The following is a 23,738-nucleotide window of genomic DNA, read 5'->3' on the forward strand; positions in this document are numbered from 1 at the left end:
GCCTGTGTCTAAAATTGGAGTTTACAAACAATGCAGAATAAACGTGAATCATATACCCGCGAAGATCTTTTAGCCTCTAGTCAAGGTGAACTGTTTGGCCCTGGTTACCCTCAGTTACCAGCACCAAACATGTTGATGATGGACCGAGTAACCAAAATGTCAGAAACTGAAGGCGACTTTGGTAAAGGCCTCATCTTGGCAGAGCTAGATATCAAACCGGATCTATGGTTCTTTGACTGCCATTTCCCTGGCGACCCAGTGATGCCTGGTTGTCTTGGCTTGGATGCGATGTGGCAGTTAGTTGGTTTCTTCCTTGGTTGGGTTGGCGGCAAGGGCAAAGGCCGCGCTTTGGGTGTTGGTGAGGTTAAATTTACTGGTCAAATCCTCCCTACAGCGAAAAAGGTGACCTACGAGATCCACATGAAACGAGTTGTCAATCGTAAGCTTGTTATGGGTCTAGCGGATGGCCGAGTTCTTGTCGATGGTAAAGAGATTTACGTCGCTAAGGATCTAAAAGTGGGTCTTTTCCAAGATACCTCTGCATTCTAAACAACACCGCTTTCCAGTTATTTTGATGAAACGGCTCTTTGGGCCGTTTTTTCTTGCGTCTTTCATTTTTTATTCCGCCCAGTAATAGAAAAGACCCACATCGTGGGCCCTTCTTTAAAATCCTTCTGTGTTGTATGTGGACATCATTTATAGAGACCAGAGAGTTTGTCACTTCTGGCATCACGCCAACCACCTAACCAATACGAACGAGCGTCCATCTGTTGATAAGGACATTCTTCCTGAGATCTACCGTTTAAGCCTGCCTTGTAGCCTTGGGATTGTGCTCGTTCTAGGCGATCACGCTTTTGTCTCTTCATAATTTCTACCTCATACAGGTCCATTAGAACTAACGTACTACTGTGAAACTTTGATGGAGCTTTTGTGACTCCACAATTAAGAATCGATCAAATGAAGGGATTTCTCAAGCGATAAAAAAGGCACAACTTCAAAATTGTGAAGCTGTGCCTAGTTTAAAAAATAGCCTATTTTCTGCGGAAACCAAATAAAACCAGTAATGTCAAAGACAACCAACCAACTCCTGCTCCGCTACGCTCTGCTGCGGCTTTTTCAACTGGACGCGTATTAATGTTACTTGCATCCGCATCTGCGATAGGAATTAGCTTAACAGCAACCACTGTTTCCTCTTTGGAACCTTCACCACAATATGAGTTGTGTGCGATTGTATCGTAGCCACCTTCACATTTGATTGCTGTCGCGGAAATCACACCAGCATCATTGATATCCGTTGCGTCGATAATACGATATTGGTTGTTTTCAACAGGCGCGTTAGAACCATTGGTAAGGTCATCCAAATACCACGCTTTGTTATCGAATATCGATATTCTACTTTCAACAGAACCATTTGCCTCATAAGGCAGAATAAATGCACGTTTACGACGCGGCTTGCCGTCGATCTCACGAGTATCTTCAGCGTCCAACTGACCGACAATTTCATTGTATTTGTTGATGCCACCCATTTTACCGCCTGCACCAGAGAAGAAGATCCCCCCTAACTCAGGTAGAAATGTCGCCGAAACACTTTCGGCTCTAACATCTTTGACCAAGAATAGTCGATTGGCTGCTGAACCTTCGGAAGGTTTACCGCCAGCGCGCTTTGCTTCGCCGATGGCAATAAAATTACTGTTTACGTTAGTAACAACAGAATTGCTATGGATAATGTCGCCACTAATCTTCATCTGCGCGCCACTAACTTGCTTTGTATCCCAACTTGAATTTTCAAATGTACCGCTAGCGTCAAACGTACCAACAAACACGCTGGCATTAATATAGTTGTCATCTGCGTAAGTGTTGTAACCAACACCGTAGACTTTGTTATTTGTCGAATCGACAACCACATCACGCATACTTCCCTGCGCTAAACGTTCACCATCTCTATCTGCGACTTGGGGCCAATCCAACTGTTTCACTACGCCAGCAGCGTCCCAAATGGCCGCTTTGCTCGTATAGTGTGTGCCGTTTTCATTACCGGTTTTAGAGGAAACGCTGCCTACAGTGTAAGTACCATCGGTTTTCCAAGCTCGTGATTGATAGAAATCAGTTTCCGTGTCTGTGTCGCTGACCTTTTCATACACAGGCATCACTGGCGCCACGACTTTATTGCGGGTCTGTAACGTCCCATCATCATTGACAATGCTTTGATTTCCAACGGGTGAACCGCTTTCCGTTAAACTGTTAATGACATTGTTGAATTTATTGGTGTAAGCGCTTTGATTACCTTCCACAAAAGCCAGTGCGTTTGAAGTATAGTCTTTGCTTAGCTCTTTATACCAAGGAGCCCAGTGAATCGATGCCCACGTTTCACACGTCGAATAACGCAGCTCGTTGTAGCAATAACGCTCAAAGTCATCAAACTCTTGGATATACCCAAATGTCGCATCCATCGCAAACGGAAGCTCTTCTCGATAGCTCACACCATCGACACTGACACGAGTCTCAAGCGCGAGTTTGAACTGATCATCTGTACAATTAGCACCATTAGCGAAACAACCGGTTTCGAAAGCGACATCACCTTGTTGAATTGCAACACCATAAGCATCGTTATAGGTTGATGAACTTCCATTGAGTGCAGGATCAACTTCAACGACCTTATACAAAGCGGCGTTGGCATTCATTGCGCTACCAACGAGTAGCGCGACTGTGGTTAATTTGAATCTAGTACTGCAATTCATCTATTTATTAACTGTCCTGTTGCATAGCTTCGAGCTCTTCCCATCTCTCGAAAGCAATTTCTAATTCCTGCTCCAGTGCGGCAAGTTGCTCTAGCACTGGTTGCGTTGTCTCTACGGGTTGAGCAAAAAACTCTGCGGAGTTTACTTGCTCTTGAAGCGCTTCAATATCCGCTTCCAACTGTTCTAACTTGGCAGGTAGTGCTTCAAGTTCTCGTTGGAGCTTATATGATAACTTCTTAGAGGTATTCTTAGCTGGCGCAGTTTTGGGAGTTTCCTCAACGACTTTTGCTTTAGGCGCTGATTTTTCCATCACTTCACGTGCTTCGATCGCTTGTTTGCGCTGCTGTTGAGCATCATGATAACCACCGACAAACTCTTCGATTTTTCCTTCACCTTCAAAGATCCAGCTTGTCATGACGGTATTATCCACAAACTGTCGGTCGTGGCTAACCAGCAGTAGAGTACCTTGATAATTGGCAAGCAATTCTTCTAAAAGTTCCAATGTTTCGATATCTAAATCGTTAGTTGGTTCGTCGAGAATCAATAAATTGTTCGGTTTTAGGAAGATACGAGCAAGAAGCAGACGGTTTTTTTCACCACCTGAAAGTGCTTTGACAGGTGTACGAGCACGCTTCGGTGAGAACAGGAAATCCTGAAGATAGCTCAAAGCATGGCGTTCTCGCCCACCCACGGTGACTTCTTGTTTACCATCCGCTAGGTTATCAATGACCGTCTTTTCAGGATCCAAAATCTCTCGATATTGGTCAAAATACGCGACTTCCAGCTTAGTACCACAATGTAAACGGCCAGATTCCGGTTTTAGCTGATCCAGCAGTAACTTAAGGACCGTGCTCTTGCCACAGCCATTAGGGCCAATAAGCGCAATTCGATCACCACGCATGATATTAAAACTGAAATCATCAACAATTTTCTTTCCATCGAATGAAAACTGCAGTTTTTCTGCTTCGAAGACGATCTTGCCAGAGCGTGCGGCGTCATCAATTTGGATTTTGGCTTTACCTTGTACGTCAACTCGACTCTGGCGTTCCTCTCGCAGCTTTTTAAGTGCCCGAACACGACCTTCATTACGTGTGCGGCGTGCTTTGATGCCTTGACGAATCCACACTTCTTCCTGAGCGAGCTTCTTATCAAACTCTGCGTTTTGCATCTCCTCAACACGAAGCATTTCTTCTTTTTCAATAAGGTAGTTGTCGTAATCGCCAGGAAAAGAGGCAAGTTTACCACGGTCAAGGTCAACGATACGCGTTGCCATTGTTTTGATGAAGGCTCGGTCGTGGGAAATAAAAATGATGGAGCCACGGAAATCTTTGAGGAACGTTTCTAGCCATTCAATGGTCGTAACATCGAGGTGGTTAGTTGGCTCATCTAGTAGCAAAACGTCTGGATCACATACTAGCGCTTTCGCCAGCGCAGCTTTGCGTTGCCAACCGCCCGACAGATCGGTGAGCTTCGTTTCAGCATCCAGCTTTAATGCCGCCAACACATGCTTAACTCGGTCTTCAAATCGCCACGCGTTGGCGTGATCAAGCTGTTCTTGCACTCTCGCTAAGCGGTTAATGTTCTTTTCCGTTGGCTCTTGAGCGACAAGATCGAGAAGATCATGATAGATCTTTAATTGTTCGCCAATTTCAGCTAGCCCACTTGCCACATAATCGTAAACCGTTCCTGGTTCGTTTCGTGGGGGGTCTTGTTCTAAGCGTGATACAACGACATCTTGAGTGATCTGTAGCTTACCATCATCAAGAATCACCTCGCCCGCTAGAACTTTCATTAAGGTCGATTTACCCGCCCCATTGCGTCCTACCAAACAAACTCGCTCATGCTCTTGAAGTACAAAATCAGCTTTATCAAGTAGAGGATTATCGCCAAAGGCGAGTTGACCATTATGAATGGTAAGTAATGCCATTATCGTCCAACCATTGTTTTAATTTTTCTAGATCAAAGGGCCAGCCAAGCTCTGACCCTTGAGAATTTAAGACAGGAATCGTGACCCCGTAACGAGAAAATAGCGCATCATCAAACGCGATATCAATCACTTGAACTTGTTCAGCAATGCCTGCTTGTTCCACCAACTCGTAGGCCATCTCACACAGATGGCATCCTTCGGTACTGTATAGGGTGATCACGTTCCTTGTTCCTATTTTTTGTGGGTGACGACCCAACAGTTATGAATATGTTTGTTTCTTGAGAAATCGAGTGGCAGCGTCTGAGAAGAAATGTTCTTCGCGTCTAAACCCAACTCTTCCATCGCTTCGATATCCATTTTGAAATGACGCTTGTTATTAGAGAAAACAATCGTGCCGTTTTCTCTTAGCAAACGTTTTAAGTTTTTCATCAGTTTGATATGGTCGCGCTGAACGTCAAACGAGTCTTCCATGCGCTTTGAGTTTGAAAACGTAGGCGGATCGATAAAGATTAAATCGTACTGCCCCTGCGCTTTCTCTAACCACTGTAAACAATCTGCCTGCTCAAACTTATGTTGACGTCCGACACAACCATTTGCAGACATGTTGTCTTTTGCCCACTCAAGGTAGGTGTTCGACATGTCGACCGTTGTTGTCGAGCTGGCACCGCCAAGAGCGGCGTGTACCGTGGCACTCCCTGTATAAGCAAACAGGTTAAGGAAATCGGCTCCTTTTGCCATTTCACCCAAACGATGGCGCGTGATCTTATGATCTAGGAACAACCCCGTATCCAGATAATCGTACAAATTGACGATCAGCTTTGCACCATACTCGTTAACTTCCATTCGCTCAGAAACTTGACCTAATTTTTGATATTGGTTACGGCCTTTTTGTTTCTCGCGAACCTTCAGCACAACTTTGTTGGCTTCTACGCCAGTTACCTGAATCGAAGCACGAATGATGTCCGTCAGACGACGCTTTGCCTTCTCTTCCGGAATATCTTTTGGTGCGGCGTATTCTTGAATCACCAAGTGATCTTGATAGACGTCTATCGCCACGTTGTATTCTGGTAGGTCGGCATCATAGATGCGGTAACAATCGAGCTGTTCTCTTTGAGCCCACTTGCCAATCTTACCGATGTTTTTCTTTAGGCGGTTAGCAAAGTCTGGTGCGATAGAAAGCGGGCCATCCGCACCTTCAATCTGCTCTGCACTTCTCTGAGCGATCGTGTAATTCTTTTGGTGACAATGTAACGCACCGTTATTCAGTTTAAACTGTTTTTCTGCACGCATGCGAAGACAGCTCAGCAGCTCATCAGAACTCGAAAAAATAGATGCCGTACAACCACCAAACTGCGCTTTTAACTGACCACCAAATGCTGTGTATAGTGCAATCAATCCTGGTTCTGTACCAAGTCGTTCACCATAAGGCGGGTTACAAACAATCACACCATTCTCAAACTCTTGAGGACGTGACACTGTAGCGGCGTCACCCAACTTAAATTCGATAAGATCAGCAACCCCTGCTCTGCGCGCGTTATCTTGGGCAATTTTCAGCACTTTTTCATCATTATCAAAGCCATAGAATCTTGCGCCAACTTTTTTGACACCTCTTCGAGCAATGACATTTGCTTCTGATTTTATTTCTGCCCACACTTCTGGCTCGAAATCTTCAAGTGATTCAAAGACCCACTTTTCGCGTTTTACTCCAGGCGCCATGTTTGCTGCCATCATGGCCGCCTCTATCAACAAAGTACCTGAACCACACATTGGATCCAAAAGCGGTTGTTCCTCTGTCCAGCCTGATCGAAGGATGATAGCAGCAGCCAAGGTTTCACGGAGTGGCGCTTTGCCAGATGCAGGACGATAGCCACGTTGGTGCAAGCCATTCCCGACCATATCAACACCAAGAATCGCTTTATCTTTGTGGAGACGAACATGGATACGTACATCCGGACGCTCTTTGCTGATATTTGGGCGTGGTAGGTTTTTCTTTTCGAAACAATCTACGATGCCATCTTTCACTTTCATCGCACCGTACTGGCTGTTACGAATCTCACGGTTCGTGCCGTTGAAATCAACCACAAACTTCTTAGTGCTGTGGAATTGATTTACCCAATTGATAGAGGACGTTGCTAAATACAAGTCCATATCACTTTGACAGGTAAACTCGGACAACACGCGAACAAAACGCGATGCCAATCTACTCCATAGACAGCAGCGATAAACCTGTTCATTAGAGGCTTTAAATCTTACCCCAGCCTGTACTGGCTTAGCGTCTGCAATTCCAAGTTTTGTTAGTTCTTCAGCAAGAAGGTTCTCAAGACCATTTGAGGTAACCGCAAGATATTGGTTCATAGTGTTCTTTAGCTATTAAAAATGGCGTTGATTATACCTGACAAATCCACTCCATGCCTCGCATTTCAAGGACTTTTCTCATCTCCTTATAAGCCAGCGTATCAACTGGTCGTTTTATCGTCGTGAATTAATAACACCAATTCAGAAGTGATGAACGAAACGTATGCAATCCTAAACGAAAATTCGGTTCAAATTACGATAGTGAATGCTTATTCACATAAAAATTGGACTATACCAGACTAAATTTATGTTGGTAATTTAATTACAAAATCACTTAAAAGAGGGAATTTTTTACTCTATCGATGATATATTGCCGGCAAAAGTGGACATTTTACGTTCTAAAAATGTGTAAAAAATGTCTACCCGATTGCACCACAAGCTCTCATAGTCGCAATATTTAGACGAACGAACACAATGAACAGAGGTAGGAGAAGGCAAAAAAAATCGGCCAGAAGGCCGATGAAAAATGTATAGGAACGAAAATTAGGAAAGGTTATCCGACTAATGCCATAGGCATTAGCGTATTCATTCTTGCAGCAGTAGACATGCGATCGTGCATAACTTTGATGGCTTCACCATAACTTAAGCTCTTTGAGCTGCTTAGCATAAAGCCTTCAAGCTCTACACAGCTGACTAAGCTTGCATTGTCCCCTGCTTCCAAAACAATAAACAACCCTTGATTCAAGCCATTTTGCAGCTGTACAAGCTCACCTTCACTGGGTTGGTAATCCGAACCTGTAGAATGGAAAAACCAACTCTTGGGTTGGACTGGCTTATGAAAGCGCTTAGCAGCAACGCAGTAGAGCGTTAGCTCATCTCTGCGATATTCACTCAAATCAAGCGATGACAGGCATTCTTTAAAAGTTTGAAAGGCACTTGCGTCATCAACTGTGAAGTCGTTGTAGGAGAAAGCGCAGTCCACCAGCAATTTATCACTGAGATTGGTTTGAAATAGATATCTATCGCCTAAGTCAAGCATTAGACGGCCTGACGGCTTATCAAAATACCAGCTCCATTTATCACTTGGTTTAAGCATCGTTCTATTCTCACACTGACTGATTCACAGAGGTAAACGCTTAATTACCCTCCAACTGCTTTGATTCTACAAACGAATGAATAAAAAAAAAGAGGAAACCAAGTCCTCTTTTTTCTGTTAGAAAAGCTGTTATGTCAGTATGTTAGCGAATCATTCTATAGATTTTTAACAATATCGCGTACTAAGCCTGGCCCGTGATAGATGAAGCCAGAGTAAACTTGTACAAGATCCGCCCCTGCCAACATTTTTTCTTTTGCAGCAACATAAGAATCAACACCACCAACGCCAATAATTGGGATGTTACCTTGTAACTCCTTGCGAAGTAATCGCACAACCTCAGTAGAACGGGACTGAAGTGGGCGACCACTAAGGCCCCCAGCCTCTTGTGCATGTTTCATGCCTTCAACCATCGTGCGATCAAGTGTGGTATTGGTTGCGATCACACCATCGATCTTGTTGTTGATCAATGATTGGCAAATCTGGCTAATTTCATCGTCGGTAAGATCCGGTGCGATCTTTAATGCCAGAGGTACATATTTTCCATGCTTCTCTTCAAGCTCGGCTTGCTTACGTTTTAACTCAACCAGTAGCTCATCGAGCGCTTCACCATATTGAAGTGTTCTTAGCCCAGGCGTGTTTGGAGAAGAAATATTCACGGCAATATAACCCGCGTACTCATATACCTTTTCCATACAGATGAGATAATCTTCCGCGCCCTTCTCGATTGGTGTGTCTTTATTTTTACCAATGTTGATGCCTAATACACAGCTGTATTTGGCCTTCTTGACGTTTTCAATGAGATTATCAACACCTAGGTTATTGAAACCCATACGGTTAATGATTCCTTCCGCACCTACTAAGCGGAACAAACGTGGTTTATCATTTCCTGATTGTGCTCTAGGTGTAACGGTACCAACTTCAACAAAGCCGAATCCCATTGCGTCAAATGCTTCGATACACTCACCATTTTTATCCAGACCAGCCGCAAGGCCAACTGGGTTTCGGAAAGTGAGTCCCATGCATTCTACTGGTCGATTTGGGAGTTGTTGACGATAGAAAAGATCAATTGGTGTGCCGGTAAAGCGTTTGAAGTTTTGGATAGCGAGATCGTGTGCCTTTTCTGCATCCAATTGAAAAAAGCCAGCTCTGGCAAGACGGTAAAGCATTGTGCCTCCGAAAGAAAAAAGCCCCGTGTAAACGGGTTGGTATTATTTACTTAAAAGAACAACATTTCAAACAAAAACGTCAAAGATATTGTATTCCAAATGCATTATTCGAATTAAATTGATTTAAAACAGATGGTTAATGTTTTTATTTATTGAAAGTTAGTGAAAGGCATGAGGAATGGTAACGATTGCTAAGCATCAAAAAGTGACAACGCAACTTATTATTGGTCGTTTTTTACTCTTCAATATAAAAAAAGCCCCATCTAAGGGGCTTTTTCATATCAGAGACTCAAAACATTAACTATTTGAGCTGCAATTTAAGTTGAGAAGAACCAGTTCTCTCAATGCGACCGAGAACTTGGCAAACTCATGCACACTACCCACTTTGAACTCGTTGAGAATGCTTTCCCAACGATGTAGTGAGGTTTCATTGCGCTCCATCCACGTTTCCAGCGCTTCCATGACATCTCCCTTGTTCTCTGACTGCATGCAGTTGAGCACTTGAGCAGTCAGCAAACGTTGTTGCCAATCGAGATCTTCGCGGAAAGCAGCACGAGCCAAGGCTTGCCAGTTGTTATCGACTGCCTGACCATTAATTTGCTTCAAGAACCAATGTAGTGATAAACGATCGCCTAAGTTGAAGTACAACTTCGCTGCTTCCTCAACCGTTTTATTGGTTTCACGAGCAACCGAAGAAATGTCTAACGCTGATTGGAGACTGGTTAGACGAGAAACGCGGCTAGCTAGCTTCGCTTCTACCCCACGACAGATCCAACTTTCTGCCAGCTCATCATGCTCTTCCACTTCAGAGACAACCAGCATGTTGTCAAGAGAATGCGTGATCACATCAACGTCAGCTTGGTACTTAGCAATCAGCTCACTCACCGTATTCTTACCACTGCGATTTCGCAGTAGCCAGCGTGCAACACGACGAAGCATTCGACGCACGTGGAACATGATTTCGTATTGAGCATCTGCGCTCGCGACATTGTCCAGCTCACGTGTTTGAGCCAAAATTTCACCCAAGCCGTAAATCTCGCGTGAAGCACTGTACGCATTGGCGATATCCACAACCGATGCGCCAGTCTCTTCTTGGAGACGAGTGACGAAGTTACATCCCATCTCATTAACCATTTGGTTTGCAAGTGATGTAGCAATGATCTCCGCACGCAGTGGATGTGAAGACATCTGATTCGCGAATTTGTTTCTCAATTCACTTGGGAAGTATTGGATCAATTGCTGCCCATGGAACTCATCATTGGCAATCTCGTCATTGGCGAGTTGCTCTTTCAGTACCATCTTGCCATAAGCCACCAATACTGCCAGTTCAGGACGAGTTAGGCCTTGGCCCAGCTTCTCACGCTCTAGTAACGTTTCATCATCAGGGATGTTTTCTAGAACGCGATCCAGATAGCCTGCTTTTTCCATAGTGTGAATAAAGCGAATTTGCTCTTTAACAACGCTAACACCTTGCTGTTCGGTCACAGAGATGGACTCAGATTGGCGGTAAGCATCATCTAAAACGATATCTCCGACTTCATCTTGCATCGATTCCAAGATCTTATTGCGCTGTTTCACGGTCATGTCGCCATTGGAGACCAAACCATTCAAGAAGATCTTAATGTTGACTTCGTTATCTGAGCAATCCACACCGCCCACGTTATCAACAAAGTCGGTATTAACACGTCCGCCTTTCAGAGCGTACTCGATACGACCTTTTTGCGTCATACCTAAGTTACCGCCCTCACCAACCACTTTGGCATTGAGATCACGGCCGTCGATACGTAACACATCGTTCGCACGATCACCCACATCGGTATGTGTTTCACTCGAGGCTTTCACATACGTGCCGATGCCACCATTCCAAAGCAGATCCACGTCCATTTTCAGGATCATTTTGATCAATTCATTTGGCGCCAAAGAGGTTTTCTTGGTACCCAACATTTTTTGGATCTCTGGTGTCAAGGTAATCGACTTCGCCTTACGTGAGAAAACACCACCGCCTTTTGAAATCAGCTTAGGATTATAATCTTCCCAACTCGAGCGAGGGAGTTGGAACAAACGATCACGCTCTTCCCAACTAGAAGCCGAATCCGGGTTTGGATCGATAAAGATATGAAGATGGTTAAATGCCGCTTGTAGACGAATGTGCTTTGACAGCAGCATACCGTTACCAAATACGTCACCCGCCATATCACCAACACCAATCGCCGTGAAGTCTGTTGTTTGACAGTCAATACCCATTTCACGGAAATGACGCTTCACAGACTCCCAACCACCTTTTGCAGTGATACCCATTGCTTTGTGGTCATAGCCGTTAGAGCCACCAGACGCAAATGCATCACCTAACCAAAAGTTATATTCAGCAGACACAGAGTTCGCTAAATCGGAGAAAGTTGCGGTGCCTTTATCCGCTGCAACGACCAAATAAGGATCATCCTCATCATGTCTTACAACGCTCTTCGGTGGAATCACTTCCCCTTCAATGATGTTGTCAGAGACATCTAATAGCGCACGAATGAAACGTTTGTAACAACGCTGGCCTTCCGCAAAAATCTCATCACGGTTGGTCAAGGTATGTTGACGTTTACAAACAAAACCACCTTTTGCTCCAACAGGCACGATAACGGTATTTTTAACCTGTTGCGCTTTCACCAACCCAAGCACTTCTGTACGGAAGTCTTCTTGGCGATCTGACCAACGTAAACCACCACGAGCCACTTTTCCGCCACGCAAGTGAACGCCTTCAATGTCAGGGGCATAGACGAAGATCTCAAAGGCTGGTACAGGCTGTGGAATTTCAGGGATTTCCCGCGGTTTTAGCTTTAATGACAACCAAGGCTTAGGTTGTTTTTGATCATCAAGTTGGAAATAGTTGGTGCGTAGCGTCGCCATGATCATTTCCATGTAACGACGAATAATACGATCGTCATCCAAGCTATCCACCGACTCTAGCTGTTCGGTGATCTTGTTGATCAGCTCATGTTGACCTTTTTCGCTTCCTTTATGTTTAGGATCAAAACGTTTGATAAAGAGATCAACCAACCCTTTGGCTAGCTCTGGATAGTGACTCAGGGTGTCTTCGATGTATTGTTGACTGAATGGGAAACCCACTTGGCGCATATAACGAGCATAGGCACGTAAAATTGAAATTTCTCGGCCAGTCAGCGAAGCACCCAATAGCAGACGGTTGAAACCGTCACTTTCTAGTTCCCCTTCCCAAATCGCAGCAAACGCTTGTTGGAAACGATCTCTCGCTTCACTTAAGTCCACTACTTTGTCGCTCTTGTGCAACATCGAGAAATCGAGGATCCAGAATGTTTGACCATTGGTCTTGTGGATCTCGTATGGCGACTCCCCAATCACGCGCAGGCCCAAGTTTTCGAGCATCGGCATGACGTCAGAAAGGTGAATGGGTTCGTCACGATGGAACAGTTTCAAGCGTACGGCTTTAGAGTCTGCGGACAACTCTTGAGGGCGATAAAAAAGCATACCCAGTTTGTTGTCATCACTAAGTGCCTCCAAACGATCAATATCATCAACCGCACTGCCCGGCATCATTGCTTCTTTGTAAGAACGTGGAAATGCCTTCATGTATTCTTTTGAAAGTGGCAATCCTTTACTTTCACCAAAGTTGGCAATGATAGAATCTTTAAGGCGATCATCCCAAGTTGAAGAGACTTCCATTAGATTTTGCTCGATGTTTTTCACGTCTACGTCGATGTTATTGTTGTCTACACGCACAATATAATGGGTACGTGCTAACGGCCCTTCGGAGAAGTACGTTGTAAACTCAACTTCTTGCTCACTACCAAAGTACTGTTTCAAAATGCGTTGAGTTTGGCGACGCAATTCTGTGTTGTAACGATCTCTTGTCACATACACCATCGCACTAAAGAATCGGCCAAACGGGTCTTTGCGAACAAACAGACGCAGTAGATCGCGATCATGCATTTGCACTACGCCCATGCCGACTTCGAGTAACTCTTCTTCTTTTGCTTGAATCAGTTCATCGCGTGGGTAATTTTCAAGGATATTGTGTAGCGCTTTAAAAGCATATGAGCCATCACGGTATCCGCTGGCATCGAGAATACGATCCACTTTTTCGCGGATAAGTGGAATGGAAGAAACGGTTTGGTTATACACCGACGAGGTATACAGGCCCGTGAAACGATGCTCACCAACCACTTTTCCTTTCGCGTCAAACTTCTTAATGCCAACGTAGTCGTTGTAAGCAGGACGATGAATACGAGACGCTTTATTACCTTTAGTAATGATCAAAGCACTTGGCTTTTTCGCTTCGAGGCGAGCTGAGTCTGAAAGTTGTGATAACTTCACACTGCGAACACGAGATTGTTCCGAAAAAAGACCCAAGCCTTTTTCTTTTGTTGGTACGAGCTCAGTTTCGCCATCCACACTCACCAAGTCGTACTCTTTGTATCCCATGAACGTAAAGTTGTGGTCCCCTAACCAACGTAGAAATGCAATGCTTTCATCGAAACGTTCACCATCCATGGAAACCGCTGATTTTTGCGCTTCCAGTTGTGCTGTCACTTGCTCTAGTCGCTCTACCATGAGCAACCAATCGTTCACCACCAAGCGAGTATCGTTGAGCACATCAAGCAGCTCTTGCTTCAACTTGTGCATTTCATCCTTTTTGCTTAGTCGGTCAACTTCGATGTGGAACAATGACTGTAAGATCCCACCCTGTCCATTGACATCAATCACTTCACCTTTTTCATTGCGAGTGATTTGTGTCGGGTTGTTGAGCATTAGGTGACAGTTAAGCTCCAGTCGGCTTAACGCCATTTTGATGGAATCAACCAAGAACGGGCTATCAGGTACCACCACTTCTACGATGGTATGGGTTGATTGCCAACCGTGGCGGCTGACTGTCGGGTTAAATACTCGAACCGAGACGTCGTCTGGTTTCTTCTCTTGAATATGATGCCAAAGACTAATAATCGCACCGTAAAGGTCAGACTCGTTACGTTGGATTAGGTCGTCCATAGACATGTTACTAAACAGGTGTTGAGCTAATTTAGTAACGAAAGGCTGGTGGGATAGCTCGAGTTTTTCCTGAATCAGTTGGTAAACTTTTTCAAGCAGAACCGGCACTACATTTTCACGCGCGGTCATATTCACACTCCACATTAGAATAGTTTTTTTGTAGGGGACACTTAGCAATAAATCTAGCTAGGAGACTCAATAACTAAGCATAGGTAATGCATGCGCTTATTGTAAAAGCAATATTGAAATTTAGTTAATAAAATTAACGAAGAATAGAGGTGAAATGTTTGATAATGTGATTAAGATTCGTGTTTAACTCACTGTTAAACTAGGTTCTTATAGTGATTCTAACTTAATAAATCGATGATTCTGGTCAGTTGTTAGTCTAAAGCGCCCTTTTAAGCCTAACTGGCTGAGAAACGGCCGAAATTTAACCGCTGGTAATTGAATCCTCAGTCCTTGCTCTGTCACCACTTGAACAGCACTCGCCGCACCAGAATAGTGAGCTAAAAATGCCTGATAGCTAATATTGAGTGTGAAGTAATAGTAATTCATAGTTTGAACAAGATAGCTGGCATTGTGCCAGCTATCTCACGATCACTGTTATTCGTTTTCTAGTGCTTTTGACACTTTTTCAAATAGATCTTTTGCCAAATCCTCTAAACCTTGAAGGGCTTTGAGCTCTTGGCGAATTAACGCCTGACGATCACTATCGTACTTACCTAACTTGAGTAAAGGATCCACTAAGCGCGATGCCACTTGAGGATTGGTACTGTTCAACTCACGTAGGATTTCGCCAGCAAAACGATAACCCGCGCCAGATTTATCATGGAAGTTCACTGGGTTCATACCAAGGAAAGAACCAATCAAGCTACGTGTACGATTGGGGTTTTTAAGACTAAATGCTTCATGCTTCATCGTCTCTTTAACAACGTCTAGTGCATTGGCAGCAGGGTTGCTGCCTTGTAGGATAAACCACTTATCCATAACGAGACCATCATGCTTCCACTTATCACTGTAATCTTGCATCAGTGCTTCACGGCAAGGCAATTGCGCTTGGTTGGCGGATGCCATCGCTGCAACTGTATCGGTCATGTTGTTCGACTCTTGGTATTGCTTCAATACCAAATCATTACCCTCTTGAGTATATGCCAGATACGCTAGACAGATATTGCGTAACGCACGCTGACCAATCGCTGCGTGATCAATCGTATACTCAGCTTGCTTGAGGCTATGATAAAGTGCGCTCAACTCATCACTTAGCTGCGTTGCAAGAATGATTTTCAACTGTTTAAGAACCTGAGCGATCGCATCAACGTCGACTTGCTTATACCAACCAGACACTTCATTGTGGTTTGGCAATGACATGACTTCAGCAATGAACGCAGAATCTAATTCTGCATTAAGAAGCACACCACGGAAGGCATCAACAACCGCCTCAGGCAGTTCTACTTCTTCACCCGCCTGAACTCGCTCAACATTTTGACGAATGTATTTTGCCAGTAACATCTGGCTGGCATCCCAACGAGAAAACTCGTTACGAGCATTCACCATAAGGAACATCAGCTCACAATCTGAATAATCGTACTCAAGCTTAACCGGTGCAGAGAACTCACGTAACAAAGAAGGCACTGGCTGTTCTGCCACATTCTCAAACACGAAGGTTTGTTTGTCCGCTTTCACATCCAGCACGTTTCCAACAGGCTCGCCGGCAATGATCATTGGGATCACATCACCATTCGCTGCGTAAAGCTCGATATCGAATGGAATATGCAATGGTTGCTTTTCCGCTTGCTCGTGTGTTGGCTCGGTCGACTGCTCAACGGTTAATGCGTAAGTTTGTTTCTCGGCATCATATAGGCTACTTACACGAAGTGTTGGTGTACCCGACTGGCTGTACCACAAACGAAACTGTGTTAAATCAACACCCGTTGCATCTTCCATGGCAGAGACAAAATCTTCACAAGTCGCAGCAGTACCGTCGTGACGCTCAAAGTAGAGCTTCATCCCTTTTTGGAAACCTTCTTCACCCAGTAAAGTATGATACATGCGAATAACTTCACTGCCTTTTTCATACACAGTTAGCGTGTAGAAGTTATTCATTTCAATCACTTTATCAGGGCGAATGGGATGAGACATTGGGCTAGCATCCTCCGCAAACTGCGGCCCACGAATGGTACGCACGTTTTGAATGCGATTCACTGCTCTGGAGCCAAGATCAGAAGAGAATTCTTGATCGCGGAAAACGGTTAAACCTTCTTTCAAGCTCAGTTGGAACCAATCGCGACAAGTCACGCGGTTTCCTGTCCAGTTGTGGAAATACTCATGACCAATCACGCGCTCAATGCCTAGGTAGTCTGCATCGGTAGCGGTCTGAGAGTTGGCTAAAACAAACTTTGAGTTAAAGATATTGAGACCTTTGTTTTCCATCGCACCCATGTTGAAGAAATCAACAGCGACGATCATGTAGATATCTAGGTCATACTCGAGGTCGAAACGTTCTTCATCCCATTTCATCGAATTGATCAGAGAAGTCATCGCATGTGGCGCACGATCTAAGTTTCCTTTGTCGACAAAGATTTCAAGATCTACGCTACGACCAGACTTGGTGACAAACTTATCACGAAGCACATCAAAGTCGCCGGCAACAAGAGCAAACAAGTATGCAGGTTTTGGATGCGGATCTTGCCATTGAACCCAATGACGGCCACCTTCCAGTTCTCCCTCTGCAATGCGGTTACCATTACTCAGCAAATAAGGATATTGTGCTTTGTCGGCAATCACTTTTGTCTGGTAACGCGCTAACACATCAGGGCGGTCTAGGTAATATGTGATACGTCTAAAACCTTCAGCTTCGCATTGTGTACAAAAAGCACCACCCGATTTATACAGACCTTCCAACGCGGTGTTGGCTTCTGGATCGATTTCGGTCACGATGACAAGTTCAAACTCTGCTGGGAGATTCGAGATAACCAAGGAACTCTCTTTAACCTCAAACGCCGACCATGCTTCACCATTCACAGCAACAGAAATCAGTTTTAGAGCTTCACCATCTAACTCTAGGAGATCACTCTCACCCTGTTGCTTAACTTGAGAAACCGCCGTGACGACGGTGTTGTGATCGTAAAGATCAAAGGTTAAATCGATGTCGGTTATCGTATGTGAAGGCGCTTTGTAATCTTTACGATATTTAGCCTGTGGGGTTTGAGACATATCTATAAATCCTTGTACAGTGAATCAGAATGTGCCCGTCGTTATTTCATAATTGCTTTAAAGGTTTACGCTAACCGCAACTACCACTTGTGCATCTGTGTGTCTGTTTTTTCGGGCACAGATAAATTACCTCTGTTAGATGCGGTTTGGAAACGAATAAAACAAGGCTTGACGTAAAAAAAGAGAAGACTCGTTGAAAATCTTCTCTTTTCCGATGAAAAATCCATCAATATGTCTCTTTTGCTGCCATTTAGACAGCCTCTATTAGGCCCACTTGGGTTAACGTACTCGGTTAAGTACTGCGAGCATTTCTCCACTCTCTTCCTGTAACGTTAACTGATCTGTGTCTAAGACATAAGTTGTATCATGCTCACCATTTTCGTATAACAACACCAAATGATTTCCTTCGGTGTAGTAAACCCCTTTCTTGACCGACTCATCCCCATCCTCAGATGTCACCCTAAACATGAAGACAAAATCAGGCTGTAAAATTAAGTCCATTTTGTTTATCTGATTCGCGATCATCCCTTCTCCAGATAATTGCGCACTCGACCAAATACCCGCCAGTGCATTGGGTAACCCTTTAGTGAACGTCACGCCGTTGAGATTGAGCATATTGTGATTACTTTCATACTGATAGACTTGAGGCTCATCCGTATTGAGTCCTAATATGATGGTGTCTTCATTTGCGGTGTAGATCCCTTCCCAATGGTCAATGCTGTAGTCGCGTTTTTGGATATCGATTTGGAACTCATACTTAGAGTTTAACGTGAGCTTGATCGCCCTAAAGTCTTCACGACTTTCTTCAACATTCGGATTCACCAAATACCAATCGCCAAGTAATAAAGGGGTGTCAAAATAGGTTAAATCAGCAGATTTAGTGGACGTATCTTGAGCGTAAACCGAAGATAGCGTTAGCGCAGCGAGCAAAGTTAAGAGCCATTTCATTGTTCATCTCCACACTTGGGCTGTATGCCGTTTTCTTAAAGCTTAGGCATGGAGTCATCATATGGCGAATTTTTTTGACTTAAATCACATTATTGTTCAGAGAAAAATAACTTCATCTATACGTCATCTTTCCTTCACTTTGCTATGGGTTATAAATGAAAAAGCGAGCGTTAACGCTCGCTTTTTATCATCACACCGGTGTTAGGACGGTTTTTTCAGCATGTCTACCATGATGGCAACAGATTCATCAAGGTATGCATCTGGCGTTTCATAGTCTTTGGGTACATCGTCTAACGTCTTAAACGCTTCTTTACCCGCTAATGCTTGGCGTTGATTGATGCGATCTAGGCGCTGCTTATCAGCCTGTTCAGATTCTTGCTTACGCACTTTTTCATTCAAAGAAAGCGTATTGTCGTCTTTCTCTGCTTTGTACTTCGCAATGTCTTCCGCAATAAACTTAAACTCTAGCTCGTTAGCGATCCGCTCATCGTGTTTTACACGCAACTGTTCAATTAAAGAACCATTACGTTGTAACACTTGATAATCCGCTTTCTCAATACTGTCCCAAGGTAGAGCATTATCTTCAACACTCTCACCTGTTTCCTCAGGATCAATCGCCGTAGGGAAAGGAATGTCTGGCACGACACCTTTATTTTGCGTACTGCCTCCATCAATTCGGTAGAATTTTTGGATGGTGTACTGAACATAACCGATTTCTTTGTCAAACAAATCATAGATATGATTCAGCGAGCGGTGCTGTTGTACGGTTCCTTTACCAAAAGAGTTTTCACCAAGAATAATGGCGCGGCCATAGTCTTGTAGTGCAGCGGCGAAAATTTCAGAAGCTGATGCACTATAGCGATTCACCAACACCGTCATCGGGCCTGAATAACTGATTTGTCCATCCGTATCAGCGTTGACTTTCACTCGACCATAGCTGTCACGAACTTGAACCACTGGGCCCTTTTCAATAAACAAACCCGTGAGCGCAGTGGCTTCAGTTAATGCCCCACCACCATTGTTTCTCAAATCAACGATGATGCCGTCAACACCCTTACCTTTGAGATCAGTCAGCAGCTTATCGGTGTCGGCAGAAAGACCCACATAAAAACTCGGTACTTCTAGAACACCGATTTTCTTGCCATCTTTTTCCATCACCTCGGCCTTCACCGCTCGGTCTTCCAAGCGAATTTTGTCACGCACAATAGTGACAACGTAACTCTTCGAATCTTTACCTTCTGGCAGAACTTGTAGGTGAACTTTGGTTCCTTTAGGACCTTTAATCAACTGGACAACATCATCAAGACGCCAGCCGATCACATCGACGATGTCTTTCTTATCTTGGCCAACACCGATGATTCGGTCCCCCTCGCCTAACTGTTTACTTTTAGACGCAGGGCCACCAGCAACCAAAGAACGGATAACAGTGTAATCATCCGTCATCTGTAAAACAGCACCAATACCTTCCAGTGACAAGTTCATCTCGGACTGGAATTGTTCAGCGTTTCTTGGTGAAAGATAACTGGTATGAGGATCCACTTCGCGTGCAAACGCGTTCATGTAAAGTTGAAAAACGTCTTCGTTGCGCGTTTGAGTAATTCTCTTCATCGCGTTGTTATAACGTTTTTCTAGAATTTCTTTAATTTCTGGCCAATCTTTGCCAGTCAACTTGAGGTTCAGCGCATCGTATTTTACTCGCTGACGCCACAGTTCATTGAGCTCGTTTTGATCCTTGGGCCAAGCCGCATCACTACGATCGAGTTCAATCTCATCATTCGTATCAAAGGTGATTTCTTGATCGAGCAGTTTGAGAGCATAGGAGAATCGCTCAAAACGCTTTTTCATTGAGAGATTGTAAACATCGAACGCGATTTGATTGTTGCCTTCTTTGAGTTGGTCATCCAACTCTGTTGACCACTTTTCAAATGAATCAATGTCTGCTTGGGTGAAGATGTTCTTATTGTAATCAAGCATTTCTATATAGCGATTAAACATCGCTCGAGAGAAATCATCGTTGAAATTAAAATGCTTGTAATGAGAACGAGTAAAACGAGAAGTGACCCTTTTGCTTGCAGTTTCGTGTTGAACTTCAGGTGCAAGTAAAGGGAGATCTTTTTCTGATAGTTTGGCTTCTAGAGCCTGAGCTGACGCTGCTAGCCAAAGGCTAGCAGCAATCAGAGTCACTTTTGAACGGCATTTCATGCGTAGGAGTGTCTCCTTTATGCGCGAAGGTGCTCCGCTTTCACAACCATTTGAAGGCCGTTAGACAGTTGAACTCGCACATCATCCTTATTAATTTCTACGATAGTCGCAGCCATGTTTCCTTTACCCATGTTTACGTTAACCGCTTTACCAGTGATCAATTCATCTGCGTTTAGCGCACGTGTTTCCACAGGTTGTTTCGCCGGCTTTTGCGCCTGAGGTTTGTTAGCACGACGTTGCTGAGGTGCTTTTTTAGCTTTTGGCTTTGACTTCTCTTCGTCACGAGCTTTTTGAGCTTGCTCTTTACGGCGAGCTTGTACCTTAGCTTTGCTTTCCGCTAGCGTTGCTTTCGCATGTTCAACGTGTTCTTCTTCTAGTACACCACACTCGTTACCATCTAGGTCAACGCGAGTTGCGCCTAGTTTAACGCCGTGTAGGTAACGCCAAGAAGAAGTGTATTGTCTTAACGCTGCTCGAAGCTGAGTCTTGCTTACTTTTTCGTCTTCACTTAGACGTTCAGCAAGATCTTGAAAAATACCAATTTTAAGAGGTTTCGCTTCACCTTCTAAAGTAAAGCACTTAGGGAAACATTCAGCAATATATGCAATAACTTCTTTGCTGTTTTTTAACTTTTCAGTCATGAGTTGTCCTGGTTTGAGCGGCCTGCCCGCGAGCATTAAGATAAAAATATTCTCGTATTATAGAGAGATGCGGGCGAAAAACCACTCTCGTTACCCAATTTATGCGTTGTTCGCGTGTGAATTAAGCAGCTTTTCTACTTCTGCCATGAAAAAAGTTAACCCTTGTTCATCAATTTCACTAAATCTACCCACACTTGGGCTATCAATATCCAAAACGCCAGCCAATTGCCCATTGATTGAGAATGGGATCACAATTTCTGAATTGCTCGCCGCATCGCAGGCAATGTGTCCTTCAAACTCGTGCACATCTTGCACTCGTTGAACAGTATAAGTTTGCGCTGCCGTTCCGCATACGCCCTTACCCATAGGAATTCGCACGCACGCTACTTTTCCCTGAAATGGCCCTAAAACCAACTCGTCTTCTTTATATAAGTAAAATCCAACCCAGTTGAGATCGGACATTCCCATGTTCAGCAACGCACTAATGTTGGAAAGATTGGCGATTAAGTCACGCTCTGATTCAATAAGTGCGACTGCTTGTTTGGTGAGTGTTTGGTAATGTTCTATGGTCATATAAAGCTTCCAATTGTTTATTGCACACCTGAAGCGTGCATTAATAATTTCCTGAATTTACTTTGGAATAGAATCAACAGCCGCTAGAATGCTGACTCTAATATAAATAGGACTTATTCTCATTATAATGTTATCGACATCCGACACTATTAGCCGCTCCTGGCTTTTAACACAAGCAAAAAAACACAAATCTAAGCTTGTGTTTGCGAACCTCATTGCCATTGTTGCTACTTTGGTTAGCGTCCCAATTCCTCTACTTATGCCACTCATGGTTGACGAAGTGTTACTTGATCAACCGGGTAAAGGATTGGCAGCCATGAATACCCTATTGCCTCAAGCATGGCAAACACCAACAGGGTATATCTTTTTGACTTTGTTACTGGTGATCCTGATGCGTATCACCAGCCAAGCACTAAACATTTTACAGAGCCGCCAGTTCACCTTGGTCTCAAAAACCATTACTTATCAAATGCGCGCTAAGATGATCGACAAACTCGGTCGCATCAGTATTCGTCAATATGAAACTCGAGGTAGCGGAGGCATCAACGCTCACCTCATCACAGACATCGAAACCATTGACCAATTCATCGGCAGCACCTTAGCGAAGTTCGTGATTAGTTTGCTTACCGTCATCGGCACTGCGGGTGTTTTGCTATGGTTGGAATGGCGACTTGGCCTGTTTATCCTCTTAGTGAACCCTATCGTTATTTACTTCTCAAGAAAGCTAGGCAGTAAAGTCAAACATCTCAAAAAGCGCGAAAACCAAGCATTTGAGCAGTTTCAAAATCGCTTGGTTGAAACCCTTGATGGCATCTATCAATTGAGAGCAGCCAATAAGGAAAGAGAGTTTCTCTCAGAGCTCAAACAGCAAGCCGATCAAGTCCGACTCAACGCAGACAAATATGCTTGGCAATCCGAAGCGGCAGGTAGAGTCTCCTTCTTGCTCTTTTTACTTGGTTTTGAGTTGTTTCGCGCCGTTGCGATGCTCATGGTGCTCTTTAGTGATCTCACTATTGGCCAAATTTTTGCTGTTTTTGGCTATCTTTGGTTCATGCTGACTCCGGTTCAAGAACTGCTAGGTATCCAGTTTTCTTGGTATAGCGCGAAAGCGGCGCTTGCTCGCATCAACGCGCTTTTGGAACTGGAAGAAGAGTATAGACCTGAGTCGAAAGTCAATCCTTTCAATGATGGCAAAGAAATTGATGTTTCGGTCGAAAATGTCAGCTTCTCTTACAACAGTGAAACCACTGTATTAAATCAGTTGAATTTACGAATCCCAGCGGGAAAGAAAGTCGCTCTCGTTGGCGCAAGTGGTGGTGGAAAGTCCACATTAATTCAGCTGCTTATTGGTGTGTACCGACAAGACAGTGGAGTCATTCGCTACAATAATGAGTCCAGCGATGATATTGGTTTTGAGTTAATTCGTGAAAAAATTGCTGTTGTATTACAACAACCTATACTATTTAATGACAGCCTAAGGCATAATCTGACCCTTGGTGGCGACTATGACGAAAGCGTACTATGGCAAGCGTTAGAAATTGCTCAACTGCAAGATGTTATTTCGCAGTTAACTGCTGGGTTAGATACGCAAGTGGGCCGAAATGGAATACGTTTATCCGGAGGTCAAAGACAGCGTTTAGCCATTGCTCGCATGGTATTGAGTGATCCTCAATTTGTAATTTTGGATGAAGCGACCTCTGCGTTAGATACCGCAACCGAAGCGGCGCTCCATAGAGCGCTTAATGAATATTTGAAAGGAAAGACAACGCTTATCGTGGCACACCGATTGTCCGCGGTAAAACAAGCGGATTTGATCTATGTATTGGAAGATGGGCAAGTTACACAAAGCGGGACACATAGTGAGCTGGTTGAACAAGATGGCTTGTATCAAACACTTTATGGCAGTGTCCAATCGCATGCCAGCTAGTG

Annotated in this window: 16 protein-coding genes; 2 read left to right on the top strand and 14 right to left on the bottom strand. The window is 44.1% G+C overall.

Annotated elements, in window-relative coordinates; genetic code table 11:
- The first annotated feature begins 30 nt into the window (after nucleotides 1-30).
- Nucleotides 31-549 carry a bifunctional 3-hydroxydecanoyl-ACP dehydratase/trans-2-decenoyl-ACP isomerase gene (fabA, locus tag AOT11_RS15430; RefSeq protein WP_011080474.1) on the top strand — a complete coding sequence of 173 codons (519 nt, stop codon included), beginning with the start codon at nucleotides 31-33 and terminating at the stop codon, nucleotides 547-549.
- A gap of 143 nt (nucleotides 550-692) precedes the next feature.
- On the opposite strand, the gene rmf is transcribed toward fabA, so the two are convergent.
- The 14 genes from rmf to AOT11_RS15500 form a co-directional block, all read right to left on the bottom strand.
- A complete protein-coding gene (gene rmf / locus AOT11_RS15435) occupies nucleotides 693-866 on the bottom strand; it encodes a ribosome modulation factor (protein WP_011080475.1) in 174 nt (57 codons plus the stop codon).
- Nucleotides 867-1,031: 165 nt separating this feature from the next.
- Entirely contained in the window at nucleotides 1,032-2,738 is a 1,707-nt protein-coding gene (locus tag AOT11_RS15440; protein ID WP_017422069.1) for a DUF3466 family protein, read from the bottom strand.
- A gap of 7 nt (nucleotides 2,739-2,745) precedes the next feature.
- On the bottom strand, nucleotides 2,746-4,665 hold the full coding sequence (locus AOT11_RS15445) for an ABC transporter ATP-binding protein (protein WP_017422070.1): 1,920 nt from the start codon (nucleotides 4,663-4,665) through the stop codon (nucleotides 2,746-2,748).
- On the bottom strand, nucleotides 4,643-4,885 hold the full coding sequence (locus tag AOT11_RS15450) for a glutaredoxin family protein (RefSeq protein WP_026050687.1): 243 nt from the start codon (nucleotides 4,883-4,885) through the stop codon (nucleotides 4,643-4,645). Before AOT11_RS15450 ends, AOT11_RS15445 begins: the two co-directional genes overlap by 23 nt.
- A gap of 11 nt (nucleotides 4,886-4,896) precedes the next feature.
- Complete coding sequence (gene rlmKL / locus AOT11_RS15455) at nucleotides 4,897-7,020, bottom strand: bifunctional 23S rRNA (guanine(2069)-N(7))-methyltransferase RlmK/23S rRNA (guanine(2445)-N(2))-methyltransferase RlmL (RefSeq protein WP_017422071.1); 2,124 nt, start codon at nucleotides 7,018-7,020, stop codon at nucleotides 4,897-4,899.
- 493 nt (nucleotides 7,021-7,513) lie between these two features.
- Nucleotides 7,514-8,056 carry a cell division protein ZapC gene (locus AOT11_RS15460; RefSeq protein ID WP_017422072.1) on the bottom strand — a complete coding sequence of 181 codons (543 nt, stop codon included), beginning with the start codon at nucleotides 8,054-8,056 and terminating at the stop codon, nucleotides 7,514-7,516.
- Nucleotides 8,057-8,211: 155 nt separating this feature from the next.
- The gene (gene pyrD / locus AOT11_RS15465) at nucleotides 8,212-9,222 is read right to left on the bottom strand and encodes a quinone-dependent dihydroorotate dehydrogenase (protein WP_011080481.1); all 1,011 of its coding nucleotides are present in this window, start codon (nucleotides 9,220-9,222) and stop codon (nucleotides 8,212-8,214) included.
- Between the two features lie 297 nt (nucleotides 9,223-9,519).
- The gene (locus AOT11_RS15470) at nucleotides 9,520-14,361 is read right to left on the bottom strand and encodes an NAD-glutamate dehydrogenase (RefSeq protein ID WP_026050688.1); all 4,842 of its coding nucleotides are present in this window, start codon (nucleotides 14,359-14,361) and stop codon (nucleotides 9,520-9,522) included.
- Nucleotides 14,362-14,568: 207 nt separating this feature from the next.
- Nucleotides 14,569-14,787, bottom strand: coding sequence for a DUF2835 domain-containing protein (locus AOT11_RS15475; protein ID WP_011080483.1), 219 nt, complete (start codon nucleotides 14,785-14,787; stop codon nucleotides 14,569-14,571).
- Between the two features lie 48 nt (nucleotides 14,788-14,835).
- The gene (gene pepN, locus AOT11_RS15480; protein WP_017422075.1) at nucleotides 14,836-17,445 is read right to left on the bottom strand and encodes an aminopeptidase N; all 2,610 of its coding nucleotides are present in this window, start codon (nucleotides 17,443-17,445) and stop codon (nucleotides 14,836-14,838) included.
- A gap of 279 nt (nucleotides 17,446-17,724) precedes the next feature.
- Nucleotides 17,725-18,393 carry a hypothetical protein gene (locus AOT11_RS15485; RefSeq protein ID WP_011080485.1) on the bottom strand — a complete coding sequence of 223 codons (669 nt, stop codon included), beginning with the start codon at nucleotides 18,391-18,393 and terminating at the stop codon, nucleotides 17,725-17,727.
- Nucleotides 18,394-18,594: 201 nt separating this feature from the next.
- The gene (prc, locus tag AOT11_RS15490) at nucleotides 18,595-20,595 is read right to left on the bottom strand and encodes a carboxy terminal-processing peptidase (RefSeq protein ID WP_017422076.1); all 2,001 of its coding nucleotides are present in this window, start codon (nucleotides 20,593-20,595) and stop codon (nucleotides 18,595-18,597) included.
- 17 nt (nucleotides 20,596-20,612) lie between these two features.
- Nucleotides 20,613-21,236 (bottom strand): RNA chaperone ProQ, encoded by a 624-nt coding sequence (gene proQ, locus AOT11_RS15495; RefSeq protein WP_013571847.1) that lies wholly within the window; start codon nucleotides 21,234-21,236, stop codon nucleotides 20,613-20,615.
- Nucleotides 21,237-21,335: 99 nt separating this feature from the next.
- Nucleotides 21,336-21,809 carry a GAF domain-containing protein gene (locus tag AOT11_RS15500; protein ID WP_017422078.1) on the bottom strand — a complete coding sequence of 158 codons (474 nt, stop codon included), beginning with the start codon at nucleotides 21,807-21,809 and terminating at the stop codon, nucleotides 21,336-21,338.
- Between the two features lie 127 nt (nucleotides 21,810-21,936).
- Between AOT11_RS15500 and AOT11_RS15505 the strand changes: the two genes are divergently transcribed.
- On the top strand, nucleotides 21,937-23,736 hold the full coding sequence (locus AOT11_RS15505) for an ABC transporter ATP-binding protein (protein ID WP_017422079.1): 1,800 nt from the start codon (nucleotides 21,937-21,939) through the stop codon (nucleotides 23,734-23,736).
- Nucleotides 23,737-23,738 lie beyond the last annotated feature (2 nt).

The organism is Vibrio vulnificus NBRC 15645 = ATCC 27562, assembly GCF_002224265.1.
GTDB lineage: Bacteria > Pseudomonadota > Gammaproteobacteria > Enterobacterales > Vibrionaceae > Vibrio > Vibrio vulnificus.